The sequence below is a fragment of the Sphingomonas sp. BL-S-30 genome (assembly GCF_055521475.1).
This window is the reverse complement of the sequence record NZ_CM145481.1, coordinates 525,892-549,592: the sequence shown is the minus strand read 5'-3', so window position 1 is coordinate 549,592 and position 23,701 is coordinate 525,892. Positions and strand designations below refer to the sequence as shown.

The 23,701-nt window shown below is 66.4% G+C and carries 21 protein-coding genes and 1 pseudogene; 11 read left to right on the top strand and 11 right to left on the bottom strand.

The features are described 5' to 3' along the window. Window positions 1-15: 15 nt before the first annotated feature. On the bottom strand, window positions 16-363 hold the full coding sequence (locus ACZ1I5_RS02310) for a DUF2200 domain-containing protein (RefSeq protein ID WP_465172134.1): 348 nt from the start codon (window positions 361-363) through the stop codon (window positions 16-18). Window positions 364-407: 44 nt separating this feature from the next. After that, a complete protein-coding gene (locus tag ACZ1I5_RS02305) occupies window positions 408-764 on the bottom strand; it encodes a DUF1428 domain-containing protein (RefSeq protein ID WP_465172133.1) in 357 nt (118 codons plus the stop codon). A gap of 221 nt (window positions 765-985) precedes the next feature. Here ACZ1I5_RS02305 and ACZ1I5_RS02300 point away from each other — a divergent pair, with 221 nt between their 5' ends. Then, window positions 986-1,540 (top strand): EF-hand domain-containing protein, encoded by a 555-nt coding sequence (locus ACZ1I5_RS02300; RefSeq protein WP_465172132.1) that lies wholly within the window; start codon window positions 986-988, stop codon window positions 1,538-1,540. A gap of 14 nt (window positions 1,541-1,554) precedes the next feature. Here the strand turns inward: ACZ1I5_RS02300 and ACZ1I5_RS02295 are convergent, their stop codons facing one another. Further along, the gene (locus tag ACZ1I5_RS02295) at window positions 1,555-3,330 is read right to left on the bottom strand and encodes an adenylate/guanylate cyclase domain-containing protein (RefSeq protein ID WP_465172131.1); all 1,776 of its coding nucleotides are present in this window, start codon (window positions 3,328-3,330) and stop codon (window positions 1,555-1,557) included. Window positions 3,331-3,620: 290 nt separating this feature from the next. On the opposite strand from ACZ1I5_RS02295, the gene ACZ1I5_RS02290 reads away from it, so the two are divergent. From ACZ1I5_RS02290 to ACZ1I5_RS02280, 3 genes are read left to right on the top strand one after another with little or no spacing between them, the layout of a single operon-like run. Beyond that, window positions 3,621-4,343, top strand: a complete 723-nt coding sequence (locus ACZ1I5_RS02290; protein WP_465172130.1) for an HAD hydrolase-like protein — start codon at window positions 3,621-3,623, stop codon at window positions 4,341-4,343. Further along, complete coding sequence (locus ACZ1I5_RS02285; RefSeq protein ID WP_465172129.1) at window positions 4,343-5,146, top strand: nucleotidyltransferase domain-containing protein; 804 nt, start codon at window positions 4,343-4,345, stop codon at window positions 5,144-5,146. The genes ACZ1I5_RS02290 and ACZ1I5_RS02285 overlap by 1 nt, the downstream gene beginning before the upstream one ends. Window positions 5,147-5,185: 39 nt before the next feature. Further along, a complete protein-coding gene (locus ACZ1I5_RS02280; protein ID WP_465172128.1) occupies window positions 5,186-6,091 on the top strand; it encodes a bifunctional helix-turn-helix transcriptional regulator/GNAT family N-acetyltransferase in 906 nt (301 codons plus the stop codon). A gap of 126 nt (window positions 6,092-6,217) precedes the next feature. Here ACZ1I5_RS02280 and ACZ1I5_RS02275 read toward each other — a convergent pair whose 3' ends face one another. Further along, a complete protein-coding gene (locus tag ACZ1I5_RS02275) occupies window positions 6,218-6,916 on the bottom strand; it encodes a hypothetical protein (protein ID WP_465172127.1) in 699 nt (232 codons plus the stop codon). Window positions 6,917-6,989: 73 nt separating this feature from the next. On the opposite strand from ACZ1I5_RS02275, the pseudogene tgt reads away from it, so the two are divergent. Next, window positions 6,990-8,130: pseudogene (gene tgt, locus ACZ1I5_RS02270) on the top strand (tRNA guanosine(34) transglycosylase Tgt). A gap of 1 nt (window position 8,131) precedes the next feature. Beyond that, a complete protein-coding gene (locus ACZ1I5_RS02265) occupies window positions 8,132-8,332 on the top strand; it encodes a hypothetical protein (RefSeq protein WP_465172126.1) in 201 nt (66 codons plus the stop codon). A gap of 16 nt (window positions 8,333-8,348) precedes the next feature. On the opposite strand, the gene ACZ1I5_RS02260 is transcribed toward ACZ1I5_RS02265, so the two are convergent. The 4 genes from ACZ1I5_RS02260 to ACZ1I5_RS02245 form a co-directional block, all read right to left on the bottom strand. Continuing rightward, window positions 8,349-9,170, bottom strand: a complete 822-nt coding sequence (locus ACZ1I5_RS02260) for a TIGR04222 domain-containing membrane protein (protein ID WP_465172125.1) — start codon at window positions 9,168-9,170, stop codon at window positions 8,349-8,351. Between the two features lie 13 nt (window positions 9,171-9,183). Then, window positions 9,184-9,759, bottom strand: coding sequence for a glycine-rich domain-containing protein (locus ACZ1I5_RS02255; RefSeq protein WP_465172124.1), 576 nt, complete (start codon window positions 9,757-9,759; stop codon window positions 9,184-9,186). Between the two features lie 99 nt (window positions 9,760-9,858). Continuing rightward, the gene (locus tag ACZ1I5_RS02250; protein WP_465172123.1) at window positions 9,859-10,686 is read right to left on the bottom strand and encodes an alpha/beta fold hydrolase; all 828 of its coding nucleotides are present in this window, start codon (window positions 10,684-10,686) and stop codon (window positions 9,859-9,861) included. A gap of 42 nt (window positions 10,687-10,728) precedes the next feature. Continuing rightward, entirely contained in the window at window positions 10,729-11,427 is a 699-nt protein-coding gene (locus tag ACZ1I5_RS02245) for a pirin family protein (RefSeq protein ID WP_465172122.1), read from the bottom strand. A 103-nt stretch (window positions 11,428-11,530) separates the two neighbouring features. Here ACZ1I5_RS02245 and ACZ1I5_RS02240 point away from each other — a divergent pair, with 103 nt between their 5' ends. Continuing rightward, window positions 11,531-12,448, top strand: coding sequence for a LysR family transcriptional regulator (locus tag ACZ1I5_RS02240; protein ID WP_465172121.1), 918 nt, complete (start codon window positions 11,531-11,533; stop codon window positions 12,446-12,448). A gap of 54 nt (window positions 12,449-12,502) precedes the next feature. On the opposite strand, the gene ACZ1I5_RS02235 is transcribed toward ACZ1I5_RS02240, so the two are convergent. Next, window positions 12,503-15,451, bottom strand: coding sequence for a TonB-dependent receptor domain-containing protein (locus tag ACZ1I5_RS02235; protein ID WP_465172120.1), 2,949 nt, complete (start codon window positions 15,449-15,451; stop codon window positions 12,503-12,505). A gap of 433 nt (window positions 15,452-15,884) precedes the next feature. Between ACZ1I5_RS02235 and ACZ1I5_RS02230 the strand changes: the two genes are divergently transcribed. Both ACZ1I5_RS02230 and ACZ1I5_RS02225 read left to right on the top strand, forming a co-directional pair. Further along, window positions 15,885-16,307: a hypothetical protein gene (locus ACZ1I5_RS02230; protein WP_465172119.1), complete on the top strand. Its 423-nt coding sequence runs from the start codon at window positions 15,885-15,887 to the stop codon at window positions 16,305-16,307. A 101-nt stretch (window positions 16,308-16,408) separates the two neighbouring features. After that, complete coding sequence (locus tag ACZ1I5_RS02225) at window positions 16,409-16,897, top strand: EF-hand domain-containing protein (RefSeq protein ID WP_465172118.1); 489 nt, start codon at window positions 16,409-16,411, stop codon at window positions 16,895-16,897. A gap of 199 nt (window positions 16,898-17,096) precedes the next feature. On the opposite strand, the gene ACZ1I5_RS02220 is transcribed toward ACZ1I5_RS02225, so the two are convergent. Further along, a complete protein-coding gene (locus tag ACZ1I5_RS02220) occupies window positions 17,097-17,903 on the bottom strand; it encodes a hypothetical protein (RefSeq protein ID WP_465172117.1) in 807 nt (268 codons plus the stop codon). 171 nt (window positions 17,904-18,074) lie between these two features. Here ACZ1I5_RS02220 and ACZ1I5_RS02215 point away from each other — a divergent pair, with 171 nt between their 5' ends. Further along, window positions 18,075-20,906: a M16 family metallopeptidase gene (locus ACZ1I5_RS02215; protein ID WP_465172116.1), complete on the top strand. Its 2,832-nt coding sequence runs from the start codon at window positions 18,075-18,077 to the stop codon at window positions 20,904-20,906. A gap of 184 nt (window positions 20,907-21,090) precedes the next feature. Continuing rightward, the gene (locus ACZ1I5_RS02210; protein ID WP_465172115.1) at window positions 21,091-22,239 is read left to right on the top strand and encodes a Yip1 family protein; all 1,149 of its coding nucleotides are present in this window, start codon (window positions 21,091-21,093) and stop codon (window positions 22,237-22,239) included. Between the two features lie 206 nt (window positions 22,240-22,445). Here the strand turns inward: ACZ1I5_RS02210 and ACZ1I5_RS02205 are convergent, their stop codons facing one another. Further along, the gene (locus tag ACZ1I5_RS02205; RefSeq protein ID WP_465172114.1) at window positions 22,446-23,438 is read right to left on the bottom strand and encodes a cupin domain-containing protein; all 993 of its coding nucleotides are present in this window, start codon (window positions 23,436-23,438) and stop codon (window positions 22,446-22,448) included. Window positions 23,439-23,701 lie beyond the last annotated feature (263 nt).

Below are 23,701 nucleotides of genomic sequence, written 5' to 3'. Positions count from 1 at the left end.
TGCATACCCGCCGGGCTAGCGAAGGATTTTCTCCATCGCCTTCCCTTTGGCGAGCTCGTCGATCAGCTTGTCCAGATAGCGTATTTCCCGCATCACGGGTTCCTCGACATTCTCCACGCGAACGCCGCACACCACGCCCGTGATGAGCGCACGTGAAGGATTCATCTTGGGCGCCTGCGCGAAGAAATCCCTGAAGGTCACCTTTCGCGCGAGCTGATCCTCCAGGCTGTCCTGGCTGTGTCCGGTCAGCCAGCGGATGATCTGATCGACTTCGGCCTTTGTGCGTCCTTTCTTCTCCGCCTTGACGACATAATGCGGGTACACGCTCGCGACGCTTACCGAAAAGATGCGGTGCTCCGTCATTTTACCTCCCAACGCGGTGAGTGGATCGCTAGCCGGACGGGCCGTCAGTCCCGGCCCACCGAAACGATCGGCTCGAAACAGCCGAGGATAAGGCGCCTGGCATCGAACGGCGGGTCCCCGGCCGAGTCCATGCGCGCGTCGTGGTGCATCTTCTCCTCGGCGGCCTGGAAATAGGCCTTGTCGGGCCAGACCTGCCAGGTGAAGACGATCTTCTCGCCGGCCTCCGCCGCGACCGCTCGGCGGAAATCGGTCTGCTTGCCGTCCGGGATATAATCCTCCCAGCATTCGACGATCTCCAGGCAACCATAGTCCCTGAAGAACTCCGCACTATTCTCGGCCCAGGCGCGATAGGCGTCGATCCGATCCCCGGGCACCGGGATGACGAGACCACAGACATACATGGCACAGTCTCCTTCCGTTATCCGCTTCAAGGCACCGTAAAATATATCATGCAATAACAGTTGTTTAACTACATTCGCCTTCGCGACCATGTCGATTCAACGCAGCGCACTCCGTCCTGAACCGCCACCATGCACACTGCCCATCGCACGACAACCTATCCCCCGCCGCCGGATTCCGGCTATCGGATTCCGCAACTCCGATGAGCGAGCGTGCCGGTCCCGTGAAAACCCCTTCCACAATCCCTCTGTCGATCCTTGCCGGCGCGCTCCTGGCCCTGTTCGCCGCGGCGCCGGCCGCCGCGCAGGTCACCCAGCAAAGGGTGCCGATCACGCTCCCGTCCGGCGGCGGCCCGCCGATCGGTTCGTCGACCGGCCAGCCACCCGCCACGATCGTCGCCGAGCCCGTCGCGCTGATGATCGCCGCCTGCGATGCCAATGGCGACGCGAAGGTGACGCGGGCCGAACTCGACGCATGCGTGAAGCGTAGCTTTGCAGCGGTGGACACCGGCAATGCCGGATCGATCGGCTATATCGGTTATAGCGACTGGGCGCTCTTGTGGCTCGGCGATCGCAACGCCCTGCCGAGTCCCTTCACCATCGACACCGATGGCGACAATCGCATCACCCTGGCCGAGTTGCAGGCGCAGTTCGCCACGCTGTTCGCGCGCTTCGATACCGACAAGGACGGCGTGCTGACCCGCGCCGAGCTGCTGACGATCAAGGCCATGGCTATGGGCGACCGCCCGGACCCGCGCGGCAGGAAACCGAAGGGATAAGCTCTGGGCACGCGTCACTTGCTGGCGGTCACCCAGATCCCGGTCCAGTCCTTCCCGGGCGGGGTTTCGCGAAAGAGGCGGACGCGTTGCTCGAACAGCGCTGACGGCGCGTCGCCGGGCGCGATCCGCCGGCACGCGGCGAAGCGGTCCGCCGCCACCGCCCAGTCGCCCGCGCGATAGGCCGCCAGCCCCGCCTCGAACAGGTCGCGCAGCTCCAGCAGACCGGGCTCGGTCCGGCCGGTTTCGCCCAGCAGTTCGAAGATCCGTATCGCCTCGCTCTTGCCGACCGCGGCCATGATATCGATCTCGCGCACCTCGATATGCGCGCGCACCCGGTCGATCGTCGCCTCGTCGGCGAGGATGGTCGTGCCATAGATCTTGTTCGCGCCTTCGAGGCGCGACGCGATATTGACGGGATCGCCCATGATCGTGAACGACTTTGACCGGGACGACCCGATGCTGCCGACCACGACGTCGCCCGTCGCCAGGCCGATGCGGATGTTCACCTCGGGCGCCCCTCGCCGCAGGCCGAGCAGTTCGGGCAGTTCCGCCTGCAATGCGGTCACCTGGCGCCGCTGGGCGAGCGCGGCGCGGCAGGCGGCCAGCACAGGGTCGCCCTGCGTGAAGGGCTCGCCCCAATAGGCCATCACGGCATCGCCGATATATTTGTCGATCACGCCCTGATTCTCGTGGATCGGCTCGGACGCCAGCGAGAGATAGCGGTTGACCAGCTTGACCAGCGAGGTCGGCGTCAAGGTCTCGGAGATCGCGCTGAACCCCTGAAGGTCGGAGAAGAACACGGTCATGTTCCGCCGCTCGCCCGCTTCGAGCACGGCGCGGTCGTCGCCGAGCAGCCGGTCGACCACGCGCGGATCCATGTAATTGCCGAAGGTCTGCCGCATCGTCACCTTGCTGCGCAACTCGCCGACCATGTCCGAAAAGGCGTTGGTCAGCTGCCCGATCTCGTCGCCCCCGGTCACCGGCAGGGTCACGTCGAGATTGCCCCGCCGCACCTCATGCGTGCCCCGGATCAGGCGATGGACCCTTCCCACCATGTGGCGGGTGAACAGGAAGGACAGCAGGGATCCCGCGAGGAAGGCGATGATCGCCAGGATCAGATTCTCCTTCGATGCCAGCAGCGATCGGGACATGGTCCTGCCCTCGCCCGCTTCGCCCGCGGCGGCCAGCGTGCCGGTCTCGCGGGTCAGACGCTCCATCGCGCCGATCAGCGCGATTTCCTGTTGCTGCGTGTGCCGCTCGAGCAGGTCGATCTGGTCGCGCGGGGTGCCGGGCGCCGGGCTCAGCAGGGCCTTTACCGAGGCTTGATAGCGTTGATGCTCGCGCTTCACCGCTTGCAGTTCCAGATCCAGCCGGCCCAGCGCCACGGCGATATCGGTGCGCGTCGTCCGGGTTTCATAGGCGGCGATGTGCCGCGCAAGCGTGACGATGCTCGCACCGACATGATCGGACAGCGCGGCGAAGCGGCTCGCCTGCTCCTTGGCGCGCACCGGATCGTTGATCTGCGGGCCGCCATAACGCAGCGCCCGTTCGACCGAGAGCGCTTCAGCCGACGCGTTCTGCGCGAGATCGTTCAATTCATGATCGAGCGGCTCGACCACGTCGGTGAGAAGGTGGGTCTCGTCGCTGGCCAGGCTGACCTGGACGAAGGAATAGACCGCCGCCGCCAGCATCAGCAGGAGCAAGGTCACGCTCAAGCCGATATATTTCTGCCCCATGGAGAGGCCGTGCCTCGTCGAAACGGCCTCGTCCGGGCCGGCTTTCTCGGCCATCCTTCGCTCCCCTGGCCCTGGACACCCGTTCCGACGGGGCCGGCGAACAGTATCAGGCGGGAGACCGGGCCGTGCAATGAATATGGTTGGGATATGGTGGGATAATCGCTCCTTCTCCCTGGAGGATCGATTCACCTAAAACCGTGCAACGGCTATCGCCACGCGGTTCGATTGCGCTATCGCTTGTGCGCCCATGGCACCGCCACCCTGCTGACCCGTGAAAAAGGCCTCCGAGATGCGCATGCCGATCCTCACCGCTGCTGCGCTTGCCCCCAGGCCAAGGCAGTAGCGTGAACTACTGCTCCACTCCGGACGGCCACAAAGGCATCACGGCAAGCGCGGAATCGCGCCGCTATCGCCTGGTGATCTTCGATTTCGACGGCACGCTGGCGGACAGCGGCGACTGGTTCCTCTCGATGTCCGACCAGCTGGCGCAGCGCTTCAGCTTCCGCCGGGTCACCCCCGAGGAAGTCGAGATGCTGCGCGGCCGCACCAGCCGTGAAGTGATTCGCTATCTCGGCATCCCACGCTGGAAACTGCCCGGGATCGGCCGCTATCTCCATGCGCGGCTTGCCGAGCAGACCGACAAGATCGCGCTGTTCGACGGCGTCGAGCCGCTGCTCCGCGACCTGGCCGGGGCGGGGTTCAAGATCGCGCTCGTCACCTCGAATTCCGAGCCGAACGCGCGTGCCATCCTCGGCCCGGCGAACGTCGCGCGGATCAACTGGTTCGAATGCGGGGCCTCGCTTTTCGGCAAGGCCCCGCGTTATCGCAGGGTGCTGCGCCGCGCTTATGTCGAGCCCTATGAGGCGATCGCGATCGGCGACGAAACCCGCGACATTTCCGCCGCGCGCAAGGCCGGGGTCACCGCCGGCGCGGTGCTATGGGGCTATGCCCACCGCGAGGCGCTGGTGAACGCCGCGCCAGACCTGTTCTTCGAGCATCCCGACGAAGTGTCCCGACTGCTGCTCGGCGGCGCCTGTGCGAGCGGCAGCGAGCAGCGGCAGGCCTGATGCGGTCGATTCCCGGTGATTTCGACGCGGCGACCGTCGCGGCGATCGATGGTCGGCTCGAGGCGATCGTGCGCGACGAGCGGGTCTCGATGCCGCTCGCGATCGAAAGCGGCAGCCGCGCGTGGGGCTTCGCCTCGCCCGACAGCGATTATGACTGCCGCTTCCTGTTTGTCCGGCGCCGCCAGGATTATCTGACGCTCTGGCCGCAGCGCGACGTGATCGAGACGCCGCTCGACGGGCTGCTCGATGTCAATGGATGGGATATCGCCAAGGCGCTGCGGCTGATCGTCAAGGGCAATGCGGTCGCGATCGAATGGCTGCGCTCCCCGATCGTCTATCGCGGTGATCCCGCCTTCCGCGATGCCCTGCTCGCCTTTGCCGACGCTTATGCGCCGTTGCCGTTGATTCGGCGCCATTATCTCCATCTCGGCCTGCAGCAATGGAAGCGCGCGAGCGACGGGGATGGAATCGCGATCAAGCGGCTCTTCTACATCCTGCGCCCGGCCGCGGTGCTGCGCTGGATGCGCCACCACCCCGACGCCACGCCGCCGATGCATTTCCCGACCCTGACCGCCGAATGCGAACCGCCGGCGCAGGTCCGGACGATCATCGCCGATCTCATCGCACGCAAGGCGGAAACGCGCGAGCTCGGCCTGGCACCGATGCCCGCCGAGATCGAAGCGTTCGTCGAGGCCGAATATGCCATCGCTGAAGCGGAGCCGAAGGGCGTGATCGACATGGGATCCCAGGCAGCGGCGGACATGATTTTCTACGAGATGCTGGAGCGCTTCGCACCTCCGTGATTACTTGACATCGTCAAGTATCAGTCGCATCAAGGGGACATGGACTCGACCATTCCCGCGCTGCGCGCGTTCAACCGCTTCTATACCAAATTCTCCGGCGCGCTGGATCAGCGCTTCCTCGGCAGCGCCCTGTCGCTCGCCGAAGGGCGGCTGCTCTATGAGATCGCGACCCGCGACCAGCCCGTGGCGACCGACCTGCAGGAGGTTATCGGGCTCGACGCCGGCTATGCCAGCCGGATGCTGCGCAAGTTCGAGGCGAGCGGCTGGATCGAGCGCGGCCGCGGCGAGGACGCCCGGCGCCGCCCGATCTCGCTGACCGCAGCCGGGCGCGAGATGTTCGCCGATCTCGACAAGCGCCAGCGCGAGGTGCTGGAACACCGCATCGCGCCGCTGGCCGAGGCGGACCGGCGCGTGCTCGTCACCGCGCTCGACACCGCGCGCGGATTGCTCGGCACCAGCGAAGCGGCGGGTTATGATATCCGCACCTTCCGCGCCGGCGACATGGGCATGATCACCGCGCGCCAGGCGATCCTCTATGACGAAAGCCATGGCTGGGGCGCCCCGATGGAGGCGCTGCTGGGAGACGTCACCTCGGCCTTTCTCCGCGACTATCAGGCCGACCGCGAGCAATGCTGGGTCGCCGAAAGCGGCGGCGTGATGGCCGGCTCGATCTTCGTGGTCGATGTCGGCGACGGCGTCGCCCAGCTTCGCCTGCTCTATGTCGAGCCCTGGGCGCGCGGCATGGGCATCGGCGGCGACCTGGTCGGCCGCTGCGTCACCTTCGCGCGCGACGCAGGCTACAAGACCTTGCGGTTATGGACTCACAGCGTGCTGCTGAGCGCGCGGCGCATCTATGCCGGCGCCGGGTTCCAGATCGTGAAGACCGAGGTGCATCACAGCTTCGGCAAACCCGAGCAGGGCGAGATCTGGGAGCTGGCGCTCTAGGCTTTTTCACTCTTCCCCGGCGAAGGCCGGGGTCCAGTTGGGGAAGGCCCATTGGCTGGCGCTGCGCGTCATAACTTCAGCCTTCCCGACTGGACCCCGGCCTCCGCCGGGGAAGGCGGAAGGAATTCAGCCGATATGCACCGCCAGCCAAACCGTCGGCGCGCCCTTGGCGGTATAGGTCACCCAATGCCGCTGCCCGCCCGCGATCGTCAGGTGATCGCCGGGCTTCAGCGTCACCGCCACCGAATCCTCGATCCTGATCCCGGCCTCGCCCTGCAACAGCATGACCCATTCGTACTGTTCCTGCACCATCGGCTCGTCCTCGGGCGTCGCCTGACCGTTCGACACGATCCGCTCGATGCGTACGCCCGGACGGTCGAGCAGCTCGGTAAAGGCCTCGGCACGCTTGGCGGCAGGCAGCTTCGCGAACAGGTTGGCGACCGCGACCTTGAATTTCGGCTTGGGTTTTGCCTTTGGTGCCGGCTTCGGTTTGGGGGCGGCCTTGGGTTGTGGCTCAGGCTCAGGCTCAGGCTCAGGCTCAGGCTCAGGCTCGGGCTCAGGCGGCGGCGCCACCTTCTTCCGCGCCTTTATCGACCCCGCCGAACTCTTCCATGTCGCCCGCTCCACGTCGCGCAGATAGGCCTCGACCTCCTCCGCGCTCGCCTCCAGCCCCTTGTCGCCGATCCCCAGCATCGGCTTGTCCGCCGCATCGACCAGCCCAAAGCGCCCGAAATCGCCGCCCGGCTTGCGCCTGCGCGACGTCTTCAGCTTCAGCCCGCGATGCCGCGCCATCTCGCGCAGCTTTTCCGTCCGTTCGTCGGCCATGATGGCGCAACGTCTAGGCCGGCGAAGCGATGCGTGTCGACAGGCGCCGACTTCCGCCGCTAGAGGGCAGGCCATGTCCCCCCGTTTCGACTTCACCATCCACGCCACCGACGGCAAGGCCCGCACCGGCGAGATCGCGATGCGCCGCGGCACGATCCGCACGCCCGCCTTCATGCCGGTCGGCACCGCCGCCACGGTCAAGGCGGTGAAGCCGGCCGATGTCCGCGCCGCCGGCGCCGACATCATCCTCGGCAACACCTATCACCTGATGCTCCGCCCCGGCGCCGAGCGCGTCGCCCGGCTCGGCGGGCTGCACGGCTTCATGGGCTGGGACCGCCCGATCCTCACCGACAGCGGCGGCTATCAGGTGATGAGCCTCAGCGACCTGACCACCCGGTCCGAGGACGGCGTCACCTTCAAGAGCCATCTCGACGGCACCCGCCACACCCTCTCGCCCGAACGCTCGATCGAGATCCAGCGGCTGCTCGGTTCCGACATCGTCATGGCGTTCGACGAGCTGGTGCCGACCACTTCGACCAAGGACGTGCAGGCCGCCGCCATGGCCCGCTCGATGCGCTGGGCGAAGCGCAGCCGCGACGCCTTCGACGGCGGCGGCGCGCACGCCGAGGGCGCGGCGATCTTCGGCATCCAGCAAGGCGCGCTCGACGAACAGCTCCGCGGCGAAAGCGCCCGGGCACTGACCGATATCGGGTTCGACGGCTATGCGGTCGGCGGCCTCGCGGTCGGCGAGGGGCAGGCGGCGATGTTCGGCTGCCTCGATTTCGCACCCGGCCAGCTTCCCCGCCGACAAGCCGCGCTATCTGATGGGCGTGGGCAAGCCCGACGACATCGTCGGCGCGGTCGAGCGCGGGATCGACATGTTCGACTGCGTCCTGCCCACGCGCTCCGGCCGCACCGGCCAGGCCTTCACCCGCACCGGCCCGATCAACATCCGCAACGCGAAGTTCGCCGAGGATACCGGTCCGCTCGATCCGGCCTGCCCCTGCCCGGTCTGCAACACCTGGAGCCGCGCCTATCTCCATCACCTAGTGCGCGCGGGGGAGATTCTCGGCGCGATGCTGATGACCGAGCATAATCTGTGGTTTTATCAGGTCTTGATGGCCGATCTTCGCGGCGCGATAGCGGACGGGCGGATCACGGCCTTTGCCGATGCGTTCAGACGGGACTATGCTGGCCCGCCCAAGGGAGAGTGACTTGGCTACCGACGACCAGGACGACACCAACGAGATCCTCGCTGCGACCCGCGCCGCCAAAGAGCAGCGCGAAGCCGCGGCAGCGACCGGCGATGCCGCCAAGGCGAAGCGCTGGCCGCTGACGACCATCGGGCTCGGCATCGGCTCCGCCGCCGTCGTCGCCGCCCTGCTCTACGCCAACAGGTCGCGCCAAAAGCGCTGACCCTTGCGGCCGGCGGTCACCCGCCGCAACCGCCGCACCCGCCACCGCCGCACCCTCCGCCGCCGCCATCGCTCGAGCCGCCGCCGCTGTCGCCCGAGCTCGCGGTGCGTAGTGTGTGATAGTCGCCCAGCCCCGATCCGATCAGCACGCTGGTCCCGAACAGCGCCACCGCACGGTCGGTCTCGTCGGCGGTTGGCGCACGCCGCAGCCGATCGGCATCGTCCCGGGCGCGGTTCAGCACCGCATGCCCGCCCCGGGTCCGTCGATCGACCGCGACCCAGCGGATCACCGCGAAGACCGCGGTCAGGATCAGCAGCAAGGTCAGATACCCCACCGGCCGGTCGCGTTCGACCCCGACCAGCAGCTTGATGCTGCCGAAGACCAGCAGCAGCAGATAGGGCAGTGTCTGCCAGAAGCGCATCTGCAGGGTCAGCCCGTCGTCCATCATCAGGCCCGCCGCGACCAGCTTGCTCCGCACCGGCTGGGCATAGGGTTTCAGCGCCATCTCGATCACCGGCCAGCGCACCTCGCCGGGGATCGCCAGCACGCTGCGGTCGGCGGGCGTATCGCCGCCGCTGCGCGCCGCGACATGGAAGCTCTTCTTGCCGATCAGGACGAGCGCCCGCGCCGCCAGCAGCCGGGTCACCACCGCATCGGCGAAGCGGGTCGCACCGCCCGCCAGATAGGCGAGCTGCCGCGTATCGGTGACGCGGGCCGACCGTCCGTCGGGGCGGAGCCAGCGCGGAATGACGAAGCCCGCGACGATCACCGTCGCGAACAGGATCATGTAGAGTTGGAGGAACGGTTCGGCAGTCAGGTCGAAAGGTCCGAGAGACATCATCAATGCTCCTCTACCGTGACACCACAGACGCAAGGACCGCCGCTGCCAGCAGGATCGTGAAAAGGAACAGCAGCGCCGTGCGCCTGGGGATGATGAAGGCGTCGCGCGGGTGGACCCGGCGCGCCCTGGGATCGTCGATCAGCCGCCGCGCCCCGCCCGGCCAGATATCCGCCGGCGGTGCCTCGCCGAACACACCTTCGTAGCGCTTCAGCGTTTCGGCATATTGATCGAAGAAGCGGCCCCGCTCGCCCGCGCCGCCCGCGGTCGGGCCATGATGCAGCGGGCGGCCGAGGATCTCGGGGCAGAAACGCTCCCAATAATCCCGGCTATAGGTCAGGTGCAGGTGCCAGGCCTGGTCGACCGCGTCGGAGGGTGTCACCTCCGTCTCGCCGGTGACCGCCAGGAAGCAGAATTTCTTGTACTCCCCGATCACGCGCCCGGCATGAGCGAGGCTCCAGCCATTCTCGCGCGCCAGCCGCGCCGCGAAGGAGAGCGCCGCATCCTCGGGGCCGATGATATAGGGGAAAAGCGAGGCCCAGACCGGGTGATCCGGGCAGGTCGTGGGCAGACGATTCGTCTCGCTCATCTAAAATCCCACTAACATGGTAGGCTTTAAGATTCAATGACCGAGTATTGATGACAACAAGGCGCGCGGCGGGGCTTTCGCTCCGCCGCGCGCCGTTGTTCAGCCCTGGATGAACGCGAGCAGGTCGGCGTTGATCGCGTCGGCATGCGTCGTCGGCATGCCATGCGGATAGCCCGGATAGGACTTCAGCACCGCATTCTTGACGATCCCGGCGGACAGCTTGCCGGTCGTCGGGAACGGCACGACCTGATCGTCTTCGCCGTGCAGCACCAGGGTAGGCACCGCGATCGCCTTCAGGTCCTCGGTGAAGTCGGTCTCGGAGAAGGCGGCGATGCCGACATAATGTGCCAACGCGCTGCCCATCATGCCCTGCCGCCACCAGTTGTTGCGCACCGCTTCCTTGATCTCCGCGCCGTCACGGTTGTAGCCGAAAAAGGGCAAGGTGAAGTCGTAGAAGAACTGCGCCCGGTTGGTGGCGGTCTGGTCGCGGACCATGTCGAACACTTCCATCGGCACACCGTCCGGGTTGCTCGCCGTCTTCACCATGATCGGCGCGACCGCGCTGACCAGCACTGCCTTGGCCACCCGGCCGGGCTTGGCTCGGGCAACATAGCGCGCCACTTCGCCGCCGCCGGTCGAATGGCCGATATGGATCGCATTCTTCAGGTCGAGCGCGTCGGTCAGTTCGATCACGTCGGCGACATAGGTGTCCATGTCGTGGCCGGTGGCCGCCTGGGAGGAACGGCCATGGCCGCGGCGGTCATGGGCAATGACGCGGTACCCCTTGGCGAGGAAGAACATCATCTGCCCGTCCCAATCGTCCGAGCTGAGCGGCCAGCCGTGGTGGAACATGATCGGCTGGGCGTCCTTGGGGCCCCAATCCTTGTAGAAGATCTCGGTGCCGTCCTGGGTGGTGATGGTGTTCATGGTCATTCTCCCTTGCTTGGTGGTCGTGGTTGGTCGTCAGGTTCAGGCAGCGTCGACGAGGACGATTTCGGCATCCTCGATCGCCGTGACGCGCAGGCGGGTCTCGTCGCTGATCGCGGCGCCGTCGCGGGCATCGATGCGCACGCCGTTGATCTCGACTACGCCCTTGGCCGGCACGAGATAGGCATGGTGCCCGGCACCCAGATCATAGTCCGCCGTCTCGCCGGCCTTCAGCGTCGCGCCGAGGATGCGGGCGTCGGTGCGGATCGGCAGGGCGTCGCCATCGCCCTCGAAACCGCTCGCCAGGGTGACGAACCCGCCCGAACGATCGCCCTTGGGGAAAGGCTTGGCACCCCAGGACGGTGCGGCGCCGCGTGTCTTCGGCTCGATCCAGATCTGGAAGATCCGGGTGGTGCCGGGTTCGCGATTATATTCGGAATGGCGGACGCCCGACCCGGCGCTCATCACCTGCACGTCGCCCGCTTCGGTGCGGCCGATATTGCCCAGGCTGTCCTGGTGAGTGATCGCCCCGTCGCGGACATAGGTGATGATTTCCATGTCGGCGTGCGGGTGCGGCGGAAAGCCCGTGCCCGGCGCGATCGTGTCGTCGTTCCACACCCGGATCGGGCCCCAGCCCATGCGGGCGGGATCATAATAGCCGGCGAACGAGAAATGATGCTTGGCATCGAGCCAGCCGTGATTGGCACCGCCGAGGCTGGCAAAGGGGCGACGATCGATCATGGTGTATCTCCTTGTAAAAGCGGTGGGTTGCTTCGTTGGGGACAAAATGGCGGCAAAGCCGACTTGACGAAATAGAAACGTTGGCATCTTATCATTGCCGAAAATGACACGTCGCCTGCCCGACCTCGAAGCCTGGGCGATCTTCGCCAAGGTCGCCGAACTCGGCTCCTTCGCGCGCGCCGCGCAGGAGCTCGGCCTGTCCAATCCCACCGTTTCCAAGGCGATCGGCCGGCTGGAGGCGCGGCTGGGCATCTCACTGCTGGCGCGCACTTCGCGGCGCCTGTCGCTCACCGAGGGCGGGCGCAGCTCGCTCGACCGCGCGATGCGGATCCTGCGCGAGGGCGAGGCGCTGGAGGACGAAGCAGCCGAGCAACTCGCGATCCCGCGCGGCCGTGTGCGGATCAGCGCACCGCTCTCCTTCGGCATCGGCTATATGGCGGCCACCCTGCCGGACTTTCTCGCGGCCTATCCCGACGTGATCCTGGATTTCGCGCTCAGCGATCGCCAGGTCGATCTGGTCGCCGAGGGTTTCGACCTGGCGCTGCGTATCGCGCGGCTCGGGGATTCGTCCCTGCTCGCGCGGCGCCTCTGCACCGTGCGGCTGCTTCTCGTCGCGTCGCCGGCCTATCTCGATGCGCTGGGCCGCCCGACGCATCCCGCGCAGCTGCGCGACCACCGCGCCCTTGCCTATACCGGCGGCGCGACCCCCGGCTCCTGGCGCTTCGCCCATCCGCAATTCGGCGAGGAGGTCGTCCAGCCGCCGGTCGCGATGTGGACCGACAACGCCGATATGCTCGGTCCCGCGCTGGTTGCGGGCCAGGGCATCGCGATCCAGCCCGAATTCCTCGTCTGGCGCGAGCTGGGCGAAGGCACGCTCGAAATCGCGATGCCGGACTGGACGCCGCCGCCGCTGGCGCTCCACCTGATCATGCCGCCCTCGCCGCTGCGGCCGCTGCGCGTCCAGGCCGTGATCGATCATCTTGCCGCAGCGCTGGCCCATGCTCCCTGGGCCTGCGACTGACACAAAAAGGGGCGGCTCCTCGCGGAACCGCCCCGTGTCAGAAATACGAACGGATCAGAAGGAGAAGTTCGCCCCCGCCTTGAACGTCCGCCCGATCAGGCCGGCATAATGCCAGCTGGTCAGGAAGTTCGGCGCGCTGGCATAGGCGCCGGGCGCGATCGGTGCCCGGGCGTTGAACAGATTGCCCACGTCGACGAACAGGGTGAACGTGTCGTTGACGCGCGCCTGTGCATTCAGGTTCGTATTGATGAAGCTGTGGATATAGCAGAATTGCGCGCCCTTCGCCGTGTCGCCGGTGGCATACTGGTTGTTGAGCGTGCAATCGTCGCCCACGCGTTCGTCATTGGCGATCGATTTGATCCGGCCGACATAATAGGCCGTCGCGGTCAGCGAGAAATTGCCGACCTCCAGCGTGTTCTGCCAGTTGCCGCGCCATTTCGGCGTGCCGTTGCCCGACGACAGCTCGTACGGCCCGAGCGTCCCGGCGAATTTCTGGACGCCGGTCGCCGTGTGGAGATCATATTGCAGCACGTCGGTCACTTCGAGCCGGCTGGTGAAGCGGATGCCGTCGCTGATCGGGATCCTGGCGGTGGCCGAGAAATCGATGCCCGAGGTGATCGCATAATTGGCGTTCACGAACGGCGCATTGATGATCAGCACGCGCGGCAGCGCGTTGGGGAACAGCGGATCGGGCGCGTCGACGACGTTGACGGAATAGCCCGGCCCGACCGCCGCGACCGCGGCGATCGCCTCGGCCAGGGTCGACTTGCTGTAATAGGCGTTGCGCGCATCGCCGGTGGCCGGGCCGGCAACGATCAGGTTCGATTTCTTCACGTTGTAATAATCGACCGTGAAGCTCAGCCAGGATACCGGCTGGAAGATCCCGCCCGCGGTGAAGCTGCGCGAGGTCTCGGGCTCGAGATTGGGATTGCCGACCAGGCCCGAGCCGAGCTGATAGGCCTGGGCATAGGGGTTGGTATTGCCCTGGACCCCGCCATGCACCGCCAGGAACGATGCCGGCGGCGTGAAGGTGGAGAAGCCGGCAAATTGGCTGAGCGGGTTGCTTTCGGCGAAGGTCGGGGCGCGGAAACCCTGCGAATAGGTGCCGCGGATCGCCAGTTCCTTGATCGGCGTGAACTTGAAGCCGACCTTGGGCGAGAAGTGGCTGAACCCTTCCGAATAATGGTCGTACCGGCCTGACGCGGTGAGATCGAGGATGTCGAGCACCGGCGCGTCGATTTCGAAATAGCCGGCCGAGACGGTGTGCTTGCCGAACGCCGACGAGGTGGTCAGCGTATAGGTGTCGAGCCGCGCATTCTGGTTGTTGTTGGTCAGCGTCTCGCGCCGGATCTGGCCACCGATCGCGAGCTGCAGCGCACCGCCCGGCAGTTCGAGCAGCGACTTGGTGATCGACGCGTCGAGCGACACCATCGACGAGGTCGAGGGCGTGGTGACGTTGGGCGAGACGAAGCTGCGGGTCGCCGCGCTGTTCAGCGAGGGATCGACGAAATTATAGGCGCCGGTGTTGATCGCGTTGAGCAGGTTCGGGATGTTGATGAACCCATATTGCGTGATGCTCAGATTGTCCTTCGCGCCTACCGCGTCGACGCGCCAGTCCCACCCGCCTTCGAAGCTGCCGCGCAGGCCGGCTGCGCCGCGGATCACCTCGTTGCTGCGGTCGCTGCCCGCCTTGATGTCGCCGAACAGATAATAGATGCGCGCCGCGCCGTTCGCCGGATCATTGGCAAAGGCGGCCGCATAGGGGTTGTTCGGGTTGAGGCGGCGGTCGGCGGCGGTCGCGCAATTGGTGCCCGTGCCGCAGACATAGACCGGCAGCACGATGCCCGGATTGCTCGAGGCGAGCGCGGGGGCCCCGCCGAACGGCTGCGTGGCGCGCAGCGCGCGCGGTGCGTTCAGGATGCTGACGAAGTCATGCGAATAGCTGCCGGTGATATAGGCTTCGATATTGTCGCTCAGCCGGATGCTCAGCCGGCCGTTGAACGCATAGCGTTCCTGCAATGGCTGGAGCTGGAAATATTCGTCGACCAGGTCGTGCTTGCAGCCCGTACCGCGGGCCGCGCCCGTCGCGACGGTATAGCTGCCGCGCGCGCAGTTGAGGTTCAGCGAGGTATAGTTGCTATAGGCCGACCCGTTGGGTTGCAGGCCGCTCGCGAACAGCGCCGTGCCGCCCGCCAGCGGATTGTTCAGGTCGGTCTGGTTGGTGCGCACCACCACGGCGTTCGGTGTCGCGGTGGTCAGCGTGCTGTCGGCGGTGTTGTTGTCGAGGCCACCGATCGAGCTCAGGTCGGTCGTGTTGTACGGGAAACCGCGGCTATGGTTGGTCACCCGGCCGTCGCGCTGATATTCGCCGTTGACGTAGAAATTCCAGCCCTTCTCGGCATAGTCGCCATAGCCGATCGAGAGGTCGGCGCGCTGATGCCCCGCATCGCCTTCCTGCGCCACGCCGGCCGCGACGCTGCCGGAGATGCCGGTGAACTGCTTCTTCAGGATCAGGTTGACCACGCCGCCGATCGCGTCGGCACCGTAGGTCGAGGACGCGCCGTCCTTCAGCACTTCGACCCGCTCGATCAGGCTGAACGGGATCGAGTTGAGGTCGACATAGGCATTGTGCCCATCGTCGTTGATCGGGAAGTTGGTCGACCGCAGGCCGTCGATCAGCACCAGGGTCGAGGACACGCCGAGACCGCGCAGCGAGACCGCGGCGCCGCCGGCCGAGAAGCCGCTCTGGAAACCGGTGCCGATCGAGCCGGCGCTGTCGGCCGAGACCGATCGGATCGCGTCGTTGACGGTGGTGATACCGGCCTTTTCGAGATTGTCGGCGGTCAGCACGGTGACGGGCGACGGCGTTTCGGTGTCGGTGCGGCGGAACAGCGATCCGGTCACCACGATATCGGGCGCGTCCGCTGCCTCGGCCGACTGGTCGGCGGTGTCGGCAGGCGCAGTTTGCGCAAAGGCCGGCGCCGCCGCCACGGCGATGAGCATAGCAATAGGAGCCGCGCCTGCCCGCAAGCGCGAAAGAGTATTTACTGACATTGGAACAGATTCCCCGAGTTACGCACTTTAGACGTGCAGCCTGTTCGGGGGTGCTATTACACGCCCCGGATGATAATAGGCTGTAACTTGCGGTAACTTTTGTAAAGTGTCCGGGCTGCTCGATTCCATCTTGTGTTGCAGGGTTACAATACTGATGCGAAATATGGCCGCCGTAGATTTACAAGCCATTTGGGCAGTCCATTGCAGCTCGGCGCCGATCGAGAGGCGTTTCCCCAAGAGCAGGAGCGTCACGGCAGACGATTGCCAATCCCCACCGCGTTCAATTTGCCGTCATAGATTTTTTGCAAGGGCGACGCCGCGCCACCACGCGCGCCGACACGCTCTCGCTTGCGTCGCGGCCGTCGCGCCCTACCATCGCGCCATGCAGCAGCTCGCCCCCGCCTATCTCTCGACGCTCGCCACGCAGATCGGCGCGTTGAGCGCGTTTCTCGGCGGGTTCGCCGCGACCTATCTCGCAACCTTCCTCACCGCCGGACAGCGCAGCCGTCCCGCGGCCGCGGCGATTGTTGGAGCGGCGGTTTCCGCGGTCGGCTTCATCGTCGCCGTGGTCGGCTCGACCATGTTGATCGCGGCGCTTCATCCCGACGCGCCCGCGCACGCCGCGCACCTGGCCGGCACGGCACAGATTGGCATGACGCTGAGTTTCATGCTGGCGCTGCTGGCGTTGTTGTTCAGCCTGGGCGCCAGCGGCTGGACCCGGTCTCGCGCGATGGGCTGGACGACAAGTATCGCCGCGGGCGTAGCCACCCTGATCGTCATCTCTTTCCTCGTGCAGACCGGCTGATTTCCCGGCGCGTTCACGCTGCGGATAGCTTGCCGCGCCTATCGCATGCCCGGACATGCCCCGTGCGCCGGTCCCACCGGCGCGCCCGTGAAAGGAATATCATGCGCCCCATCGCTCTCGCCGGAACGGCCGCGCTCGCCGCCATCGCCCTCGCGCCGCCGCTCGGCGCCCAGGGGAAGACGACCGGCCCCGTGACGCGCGCGCAGGTCGAGGCACAGGTCAAGGAGGTGTTCGACCGCGCCGATACCGACAAGGACAATTTCATGAGCCGCGCGGAGTTCGGCAAGCGCATGGGCGCGGTGCTGAACCGCACGCCGCCGGGCACCCCCGGCGCGCCGACGCGGGAAGAGGCGCAGAAGATGCTGAACGCCGCGACCGCCGCGTTCAACGCGGTCGACGTCAACCATGACGGCAGGCTCAGCCGCAAGGAGGCCGGCGCCCGCGCCCTGGCGGCGTTCGACGGCATGGACACCAATCACGACGGCATCGTGACCCTCGCCGAGAAGCGCGCGGCCAACGACAAGGCAGTGCAGATCGGCCCGAATGGTCCGGGCGCTCCGGCAAGCGCGCGCGCTATTCCGGGTCGTTAGAGTAGCTTGCATTAAATCAGAGCCACCACCACCCGTTCGTCCTGAGTAGCCATCGAGTAGCCGCGCAGCGGCGTATCGAGAGGGCGTATCGAAGGACAGGTTCCGCGCGACAACCTGTCCTTCGATACGGGCTCTCGATACGCCTTCGGCTACTCGATCCCTACTCAGGACGAACGGATCAGATTTAACGATCGCCGCTCTAGAGCCTCGTCCTGCCGCCGGACAGAGGAAGGGTTCGGGGCTGCGGATCTGGCTCAAGCGGTTCAGGGACGGCCTGGCGATCGGTACTTCCCATCATGCGGGTGATCGTGAAAAGCGCTCGTTGCGGTGTGGCGACGAAGGTGAACTCGGCGCCCTTGATCGCCCCCGCCCCACGCCCGGTCGCATCCATCGGAAAGACGAAATCGTCGCGCTGGAGACCGTGGGTGGAAATGGTTTCCTCACGCACCCGGACCTTGTCCCCGTCGGTACCGAGAAAAAGGAGACGTTCCGCGGGATTTCCATCCGACTCGATCCCACCGACCTCGGATGTCACGGTAGGATCCGTATCCTTTACCCGGCGCGTCCAGATGGTGGTGAAGCCGTTGTGAATCGAGTTATCGACGAACCATTCGCGTTCCCCGGACTTGCTGACTCGCAAACCGACCGTATCGCCGGGCGCGATCACTGAACCCAGCAGACCGTGCGACGCGGTGAAAGCATTGTCCCTGGGCGTAAAATAGGTCCAGCGCCCATCCGCGCTCCTGCCCGCGCTCACCAGCACGACACTGTCGATCGAAAAGGCGAAGGGGAAGCCCATCGAGCCTTTCATGCTGCTTTTGAAAGGTCGGGAAAGTCGCAACGCCATCACCGGCACCACCCCGACCTCGACATAAAAAGCTTCGCCCGGGGTGACCGCCGTGATGGACCCGACGGTAGACGAAACGAGGCGACCCGATTGCGGCGCGCCCAGCGCCGATGAGGCTGGTGCCATCGCCAGCACCGTCGCCAAGATGATGATGCGCATGTCCCCCTCCGTTCCTCCCCCTCATGCATCGCACCCCGGAACGAGCGTTTCAATAGATCGGACACAGTTTGCCCCTGCCGCCGCGCGCCCGCGCGGTGTCTCACGCAATTGACACAGCTCGACCCCACAGCGACACCTTGCGGCAATCCTTCCGCCTTACCGGAGTCGTTCATGCGTCTTTATCGTGCCGCCCTTCTGCTCGGCGCCGCCCTGCTCCCGCTTTCGGCACAGGCCCAAAAGGCGCCCGCGCCGGCCGCGGCGGTGAAGCCGATCGACTTCACCGAGCGCACCCTGGCGAATGGGCTGAAAGTCTACGCGATCCGCGATACGGGCACCTCCAACGTCTCGGTGCAGGTCTGGTACGATGTCGGGTCGAAGGACGATCCCGCCGGCCGGTCGGGCTTCGCGCACATGTTCGAGCATCTGATGTTCAAGGCGACACGCAACCTCGTCTCGGAGCAGATGGACCGGCTGACCGAGGATGTCGGCGGCTACAACAACGCCTCCACCAATGACGACTATACCAATTATTACGAGGTGGTGCCGGCCAACCATCTGCAGCGGCTGCTGTTCGCCGAGGCCGACCGCATGGCGAGCCTGGTGGTCGAGCCCAAGAGCTTCGCCTCGGAGCGCGACGTGGTGAAGGAGGAGCTGCGCCTGCGCACCCTCGCCCAGCCCTATGGCAAGCTGTTCTCGATCTATTTCCCGGAAATCTCCTACACGACACATCCCTATGCCCGGCCGGGCATCGGCAGCCTGGAGAATCTGGAAAGCGCGACGATCGACGATGTCCGCGCCTTCCACGCGACCTATTACCGGCCCGACAATGCCATTCTCGTCGTCTCCGGCAATTTCGATGCGAAGCAGCTCGATGCCTGGGTCGACCAGTATTTCGCGGGCATCAAGAAGCCGGATCGCCCGATCCCGCGCGTGACGGTGACCGAGCCCGAGCGGACCAAGGCCACGCATGTCACCGTCTATGAACAGAACACACCGCTGCCCGCGGTGATGATCAGCTATCCGGTGCCGCCCGACAACAATGCGGACATGCCGGCGCTGACCGTGCTGAACGCCGTGCTGTCGCAGGGCGAAAGCTCGCGGCTGTACGAAACGCTCGTCTATCGCGACCAGCTCGCCCAGAGCGCCGAGACCTATCTCGACACCAAGCAGGGCCCGGGCAATCTGGCGGTGTTCGCGATCCTCGCCGGCGGCAAGACCGCCGATGCCGGCGAAGCCGCGCTGCGCCGCGAAGTGGCGCGGCTGCGCGATGCGCCGGTCACCCCCGCCGAGCTGTCCGAAGCGAAGAACGAGATCCTGACCGGCGTGCTCCGCGGCCGCGAGACGGCGGAAGGCAAGGCCTCGGCGCTGGCCGCGTCGGTGATCATCAACGGCGATCCGCGCGCGTCCGACCGCCAGATCGCCGAGATCGCCCAGGTGACGGCCGCCGACCTCCAGCGCGTCGCGAAGAAATATCTGCGCGACGAACGCTCGGCCGCGATCCATTATCTTCCGGCCGAGAGCGCGCCAGCGGGCGCCAAGGGCGATGCGGTGACGGTCGCCTCGACGGTCCAGGTCGCGCCCTTGGTCGCGCCCGCCAATGTCGCGATCGTGACGCCCGCCCCGGATGGCCAGCGCCTGGCGCCGCCCGTGGCGGGGACCCCGATCGCCGCCGCCATCCCCTCGCCGCAGGAGATCAGGCTCGCCAACGGGCTGCGCGTGCTGGTGGTCGAAAAGCATGATCTGCCGCTGATCACCGCCACGCTGGTCGCGCCCGGCGGCGGCGCGGCCGACCCGGCCGACCGCGCCGGCGTCGGCGACCTGACCGCCGATCTGCTGACCAAAGGCACCAGGACTCGATCCGCCACGCAGATCGCCGCGCAGGTCGAGGCGCTTGGCGGGTCGATCGGCAGCGATGCAAGCTGGGACGGCTCGTCGATCACGGTCACGGTGAAATCGGACCAGGCCGCGCCCGCGCTGACCATCCTCGCCGATGTCGCGCGGAACCCCGCCTTCGCCGACGAGGAGATCGAGCGGGCCCGCGCCCAGGCGATCGACGGCGTCACCGTCACGCTCAAGGATCCAGCCCAGCTTGCCGGCCTCGTCGCGAGCCGCGCGGTGTACGGCAACCAGGCCTATGGCCATGTCCTGTCCGGGACGCCCGATTCACTCAAGGCGATCAAGGCCGCCGATATCCGCGCGGCCTATGGCGCGACATGGCAACCCGGCCAGACGACCCTGATCCTGGTCGGGGACATCACCCCGGCTGCCGCCAGGGCCCTGGCGGAGAAGAACTTTGCCGGCTGGAAGTCCGGCGCTGCCCGGGCAGCCGCCGCACCCGGCGCGCCGCCATCGCCCCAGCCGCGTGTGATCGTGGTCGACATGCCCGGCGCCGGCCAGGCCGGCGTGGTCGTCGCGCGCCCCGGCATCGCGCGGCGCGACCCCGCCTTCTATCCGGCGAGCGTCGCCAACACCGTGCTCGGCGGCGGCTTCTCGTCGCGGCTCAACCAGGAGATCCGGATCAAGCGCGGCCTCGCTTATGGCGCGGGCAGCTCCCTGTCGGCGCGGCGCATGCCGGGGTCGATCTCGGCGCGGACTCAGACCAAGAACCCGACCGCGCCCGAAACCGTCGCGATCATGGTCGCCGAGATGAAGCGGCTCGGCACCGAGCCGGTGCCCGCGAACGAGCTCGAGCCGCGCAAGGCGACGCTGATCGGTGATTTCGGCCGCGGCGTGGAGACGACCGACGGCATCGCCGACGTGCTGGGCGACTATGTCGTGCAGGAGGTGCCGCTGAGCGAGCTCAAGGCCTTCACCACGAAAGTCTCGGCAGTCGATCCCGCAGCGGTGCAGGCCGCGGCCGCCACGCTGCTCGATCCGGGCAAGGCGAGCATCGTCGTGGTAGGGGATTCGAAGGATTTCATCGAGGCACTCAGGAAGGACTATCCGAACCTCGAGCTGATCCCGGCCAGCGCCCTGAAGCTGGACAGCGCTGCCCTGAAATAGCGCCGCCGCGTCTCCGGAAAGGCCAACGACCCCGAACCGTGATATGGCCGGATCGGGGCGAAACCGCCGCGCATGTCGCCTTGATCCTATCCTTCGGGACGCCCCGGGCTAGGGTCGCGCAAGGGGGGAGAGCAACAGGGAGCAGGCAATGGCCACGCAAATTCCAGGCGATCGACCCACAAACATGGTGGAACGGATCAAGCGACTGCTGACCGCGCCCGCGCAGGAATGGCCGCGCATCGACGCGGAACCGATGACGATCAAGGGCATCTATACGGGGTGGGTCGTGCCGCTGGCCGCAATCGGCCCGGTTGCCGGGCTGATCGGCACGCTCGTCTTCGGCTACAGCTTTCTCGGCGTCACCTATCGCCCGCCGATCGGCGCCGCGATCGGGACCGCGCTGATCGGCTATGTCATGGCGCTGATCGGCGTCTATCTCCTGTCGCTGATCATCAACGCGCTGGCGCCCAGCTTCGATGGCACCCGGAACCCGGTATCGGCCTTCAAGGTCGCCGCCTTCACCGGGACCGCGGGCTGGCTGGCCGGCATCTTCCAGATCATCCCGTCGCTTGCCTGGCTCAGCCTGCTCGGGCTGTACGGCCTCTATCTGCTCTGGGTCGGCCTGCCGATCCTGATGAAGGTGCCCGAGGGCAAGGCGACGGCCTATATCGTGGTGACGATGCTCGTCGCGATCATCCTGTTCCTGGTCTGCGGCGCGGTCGCGGCGCAGGTCGGTTCCTCACTGGCGCGGCCGATGATCAGCGCCGCCACCGATAGCGGTACGGTCGGCGGATCGCTGAACCTGCCGGGGGTGGGCAAGGTCGATCTCGACAAGGCCAACGCCGCCGTCGCCAACATGAAGGCGGCGACCGAGAAGATGCAGAACGGGACGGCGACGCCGATCCCCGCCGCCACGCTTCAGGCGATGCTGCCGGCGTCGATCGGCGGCTTCACGCGCGGCGATGTGGAATCGCAGAGCGGCGGCGTCGGCGGGATCACCGGCAGCCATGCCGAGGGGCGCTATAGCTCGGGCGATCAGAGCTTCAGCCTGTCGGTCACCGACATGGGCGCCGCCGGCGCGCTCGCTTCGCTGGGCGGCGCGATGAACATGCAGTCGAGCAAGCAGACCGCGACCGGTTATGAGAAGACCGAGATGGTCGGCGGCGCGATGGTGTCCGAGAAATGGAACACTGAATCGAACCATGGCAGCTATGGCACGATGGTCGCGAGCCGCTTCATGGTCTCGGCCGACGGCAATGCGCCGAGCATCGATACGCTGAAACAGGCCGTGGCCTCGGTCGATACGGGAAAGCTCGCCGCCCTGGCGCGCTGAGGCGCCGACATTCCTGACGACCATTCCAGCAGTCCCGTCATGCCGGACTTGTTCCGGCATCCATCGGCCCGCAGGAATGGAGGCTGGTTGCCATGCGGCGCGCGGCCCCGGAGCGAGTCCGCGGTGACGACTGGTGGTGACGTGCCCTCAAAAGAAACCCCGCCCGCTCTCGCGGGCGGGGTGTCCGACAGGATGAATCGACGCCCTTATTGCCGGCCCATCGATTCCGGCGTGTAATTGTGCAGGCCGCGCGGGAACGGGTTGATCGCGACGCGGGTCGCCATCTCGCCGACCGTGCCGCCCCAGCTGGCGCGGTGCCAGCGGCCGACCTCGGCGGTCACCACATCGCCGGGCGACGCGGTGAACACGGGAATGCCCTGGATCTGATAATCGATCTTGCCTTCCATCACGAACCAGAACTCGGAATAGTCGGTATGGAAATGGCCGAGATTGCTCGGCGGCGGCGTGGGCGTGCCCTTGCCGCGGATGTTGTTCACGAACATGTGGTCGCTGGCGATGAACGCGCCCGCGCGGGCACCCCCGGCGACGACATCCTTGTAATAGTCGAGATAGGGCTTGTTGGGCCCGTCATAGACGCCGTCGCCGCCCGACAGGATCGTCTTGGTATAGGTGATGCCCTTCACATCGGCCGGCTTGTCCGGCGTGCTCTCGACCGGATAGATCGGGATGTCGCCCGCCTGATGCACCTCGAGCCAGAGGCCGGGTTCGCCGCCGACCGTCTCGAGCGAATAGGGCAGGCGCAGCGGAATGTTGATCTCGAAGCCCTTGGAGGCGACGAACGGCTCCTGGCCCTTGATGTTGACGCGCACCTGGCCGCTCCACACGATCATCGCGACGCGGTTGTCGGCCGACAGCACCGGGGTGGTCTTGCCGCCCGGCGCGAGCTGATGCCAGTCGGCCATCAGGTCCTTGTTGCGCACGATCGGCTGGGACCAGGTCGCCTGGCCCTTGTGCAGCGCGAGCACGTCGGAGAGCTTCCACCACGGCTTGTTCGGCGCGACATAGGCCTGGACCGGGGTCTTTTTGGGCACCCAGCCGAAGATCGGCGGCGGCGGCGCGGGGCGGGCGCCCGGGGGCGGACCGCCCTGGGGCCCTGCGGTTTGGGCGAATGCCTGATGCGCCAGCATCGCTGCGGCCCCCATCATCCCGGCGGTCATCATCGTCGTCAGAACACGCATCCTCATCTCCCTCCAAAAGGACCGGCGCGCGCCGCCGGATATTCTTCTCTCCGCCGCCCCCTGGCTTTTGCCATGTCGGAGCGTGGAGTCGGCGCAGACCTATATCAAATATATGATATAGGAAAAGTGTTTTACGGGGCCGGTCCAGCCGCGACGGCCGCCAGGCGTGGTGCGCGCGCGTTCATCCCGGAAAAGCAAAACTTCGCCGCACCCAATTCCTCCCTGCGTTGAATATCCCATCAAATTGATGGAGATTTGGCGGG

What these genes read in the sequence shown, in the direction of transcription:
- ACZ1I5_RS02220 (WP_465172117.1), bottom strand. Translation starts at nt 17,903, where the DNA reads ATGCGCATCATCATCTTGGCGACGGTGCTGGCGATGGCACCAGCCTCA.
- ACZ1I5_RS02230 (WP_465172119.1), top strand. Translation starts at nt 15,885, where the DNA reads ATGCAGCAGCTCGCCCCCGCCTATCTCTCGACGCTCGCCACGCAGATC.
- ACZ1I5_RS02275 (WP_465172127.1), bottom strand. Translation starts at nt 6,916, where the DNA reads ATGGCCGACGAACGGACGGAAAAGCTGCGCGAGATGGCGCGGCATCGC.
- ACZ1I5_RS02310 (WP_465172134.1), bottom strand. Translation starts at nt 363, where the DNA reads ATGACGGAGCACCGCATCTTTTCGGTAAGCGTCGCGAGCGTGTACCCG.
- ACZ1I5_RS02210 (WP_465172115.1), top strand. Translation starts at nt 21,091, where the DNA reads ATGGTGGAACGGATCAAGCGACTGCTGACCGCGCCCGCGCAGGAATGG.
- ACZ1I5_RS02235 (WP_465172120.1), bottom strand. Translation starts at nt 15,451, where the DNA reads ATGCTCATCGCCGTGGCGGCGGCGCCGGCCTTTGCGCAAACTGCGCCT.
- ACZ1I5_RS02205 (WP_465172114.1), bottom strand. Translation starts at nt 23,438, where the DNA reads ATGCGTGTTCTGACGACGATGATGACCGCCGGGATGATGGGGGCCGCA.
- ACZ1I5_RS02260 (WP_465172125.1), bottom strand. Translation starts at nt 9,170, where the DNA reads ATGTCTCTCGGACCTTTCGACCTGACTGCCGAACCGTTCCTCCAACTC.
- ACZ1I5_RS02285 (WP_465172129.1), top strand. Translation starts at nt 4,343, where the DNA reads ATGCGGTCGATTCCCGGTGATTTCGACGCGGCGACCGTCGCGGCGATC.
- ACZ1I5_RS02280 (WP_465172128.1), top strand. Translation starts at nt 5,186, where the DNA reads ATGGACTCGACCATTCCCGCGCTGCGCGCGTTCAACCGCTTCTATACC.
- ACZ1I5_RS02255 (WP_465172124.1), bottom strand. Translation starts at nt 9,759, where the DNA reads ATGAGCGAGACGAATCGTCTGCCCACGACCTGCCCGGATCACCCGGTC.
- ACZ1I5_RS02240 (WP_465172121.1), top strand. Translation starts at nt 11,531, where the DNA reads ATGACACGTCGCCTGCCCGACCTCGAAGCCTGGGCGATCTTCGCCAAG.
- ACZ1I5_RS02245 (WP_465172122.1), bottom strand. Translation starts at nt 11,427, where the DNA reads ATGATCGATCGTCGCCCCTTTGCCAGCCTCGGCGGTGCCAATCACGGC.
- ACZ1I5_RS02305 (WP_465172133.1), bottom strand. Translation starts at nt 764, where the DNA reads ATGTATGTCTGTGGTCTCGTCATCCCGGTGCCCGGGGATCGGATCGAC.
- ACZ1I5_RS02215 (WP_465172116.1), top strand. Translation starts at nt 18,075, where the DNA reads ATGCGTCTTTATCGTGCCGCCCTTCTGCTCGGCGCCGCCCTGCTCCCG.
- ACZ1I5_RS02295 (WP_465172131.1), bottom strand. Translation starts at nt 3,330, where the DNA reads ATGGCCGAGAAAGCCGGCCCGGACGAGGCCGTTTCGACGAGGCACGGC.
- ACZ1I5_RS02250 (WP_465172123.1), bottom strand. Translation starts at nt 10,686, where the DNA reads ATGAACACCATCACCACCCAGGACGGCACCGAGATCTTCTACAAGGAT.
- ACZ1I5_RS02225 (WP_465172118.1), top strand. Translation starts at nt 16,409, where the DNA reads ATGCGCCCCATCGCTCTCGCCGGAACGGCCGCGCTCGCCGCCATCGCC.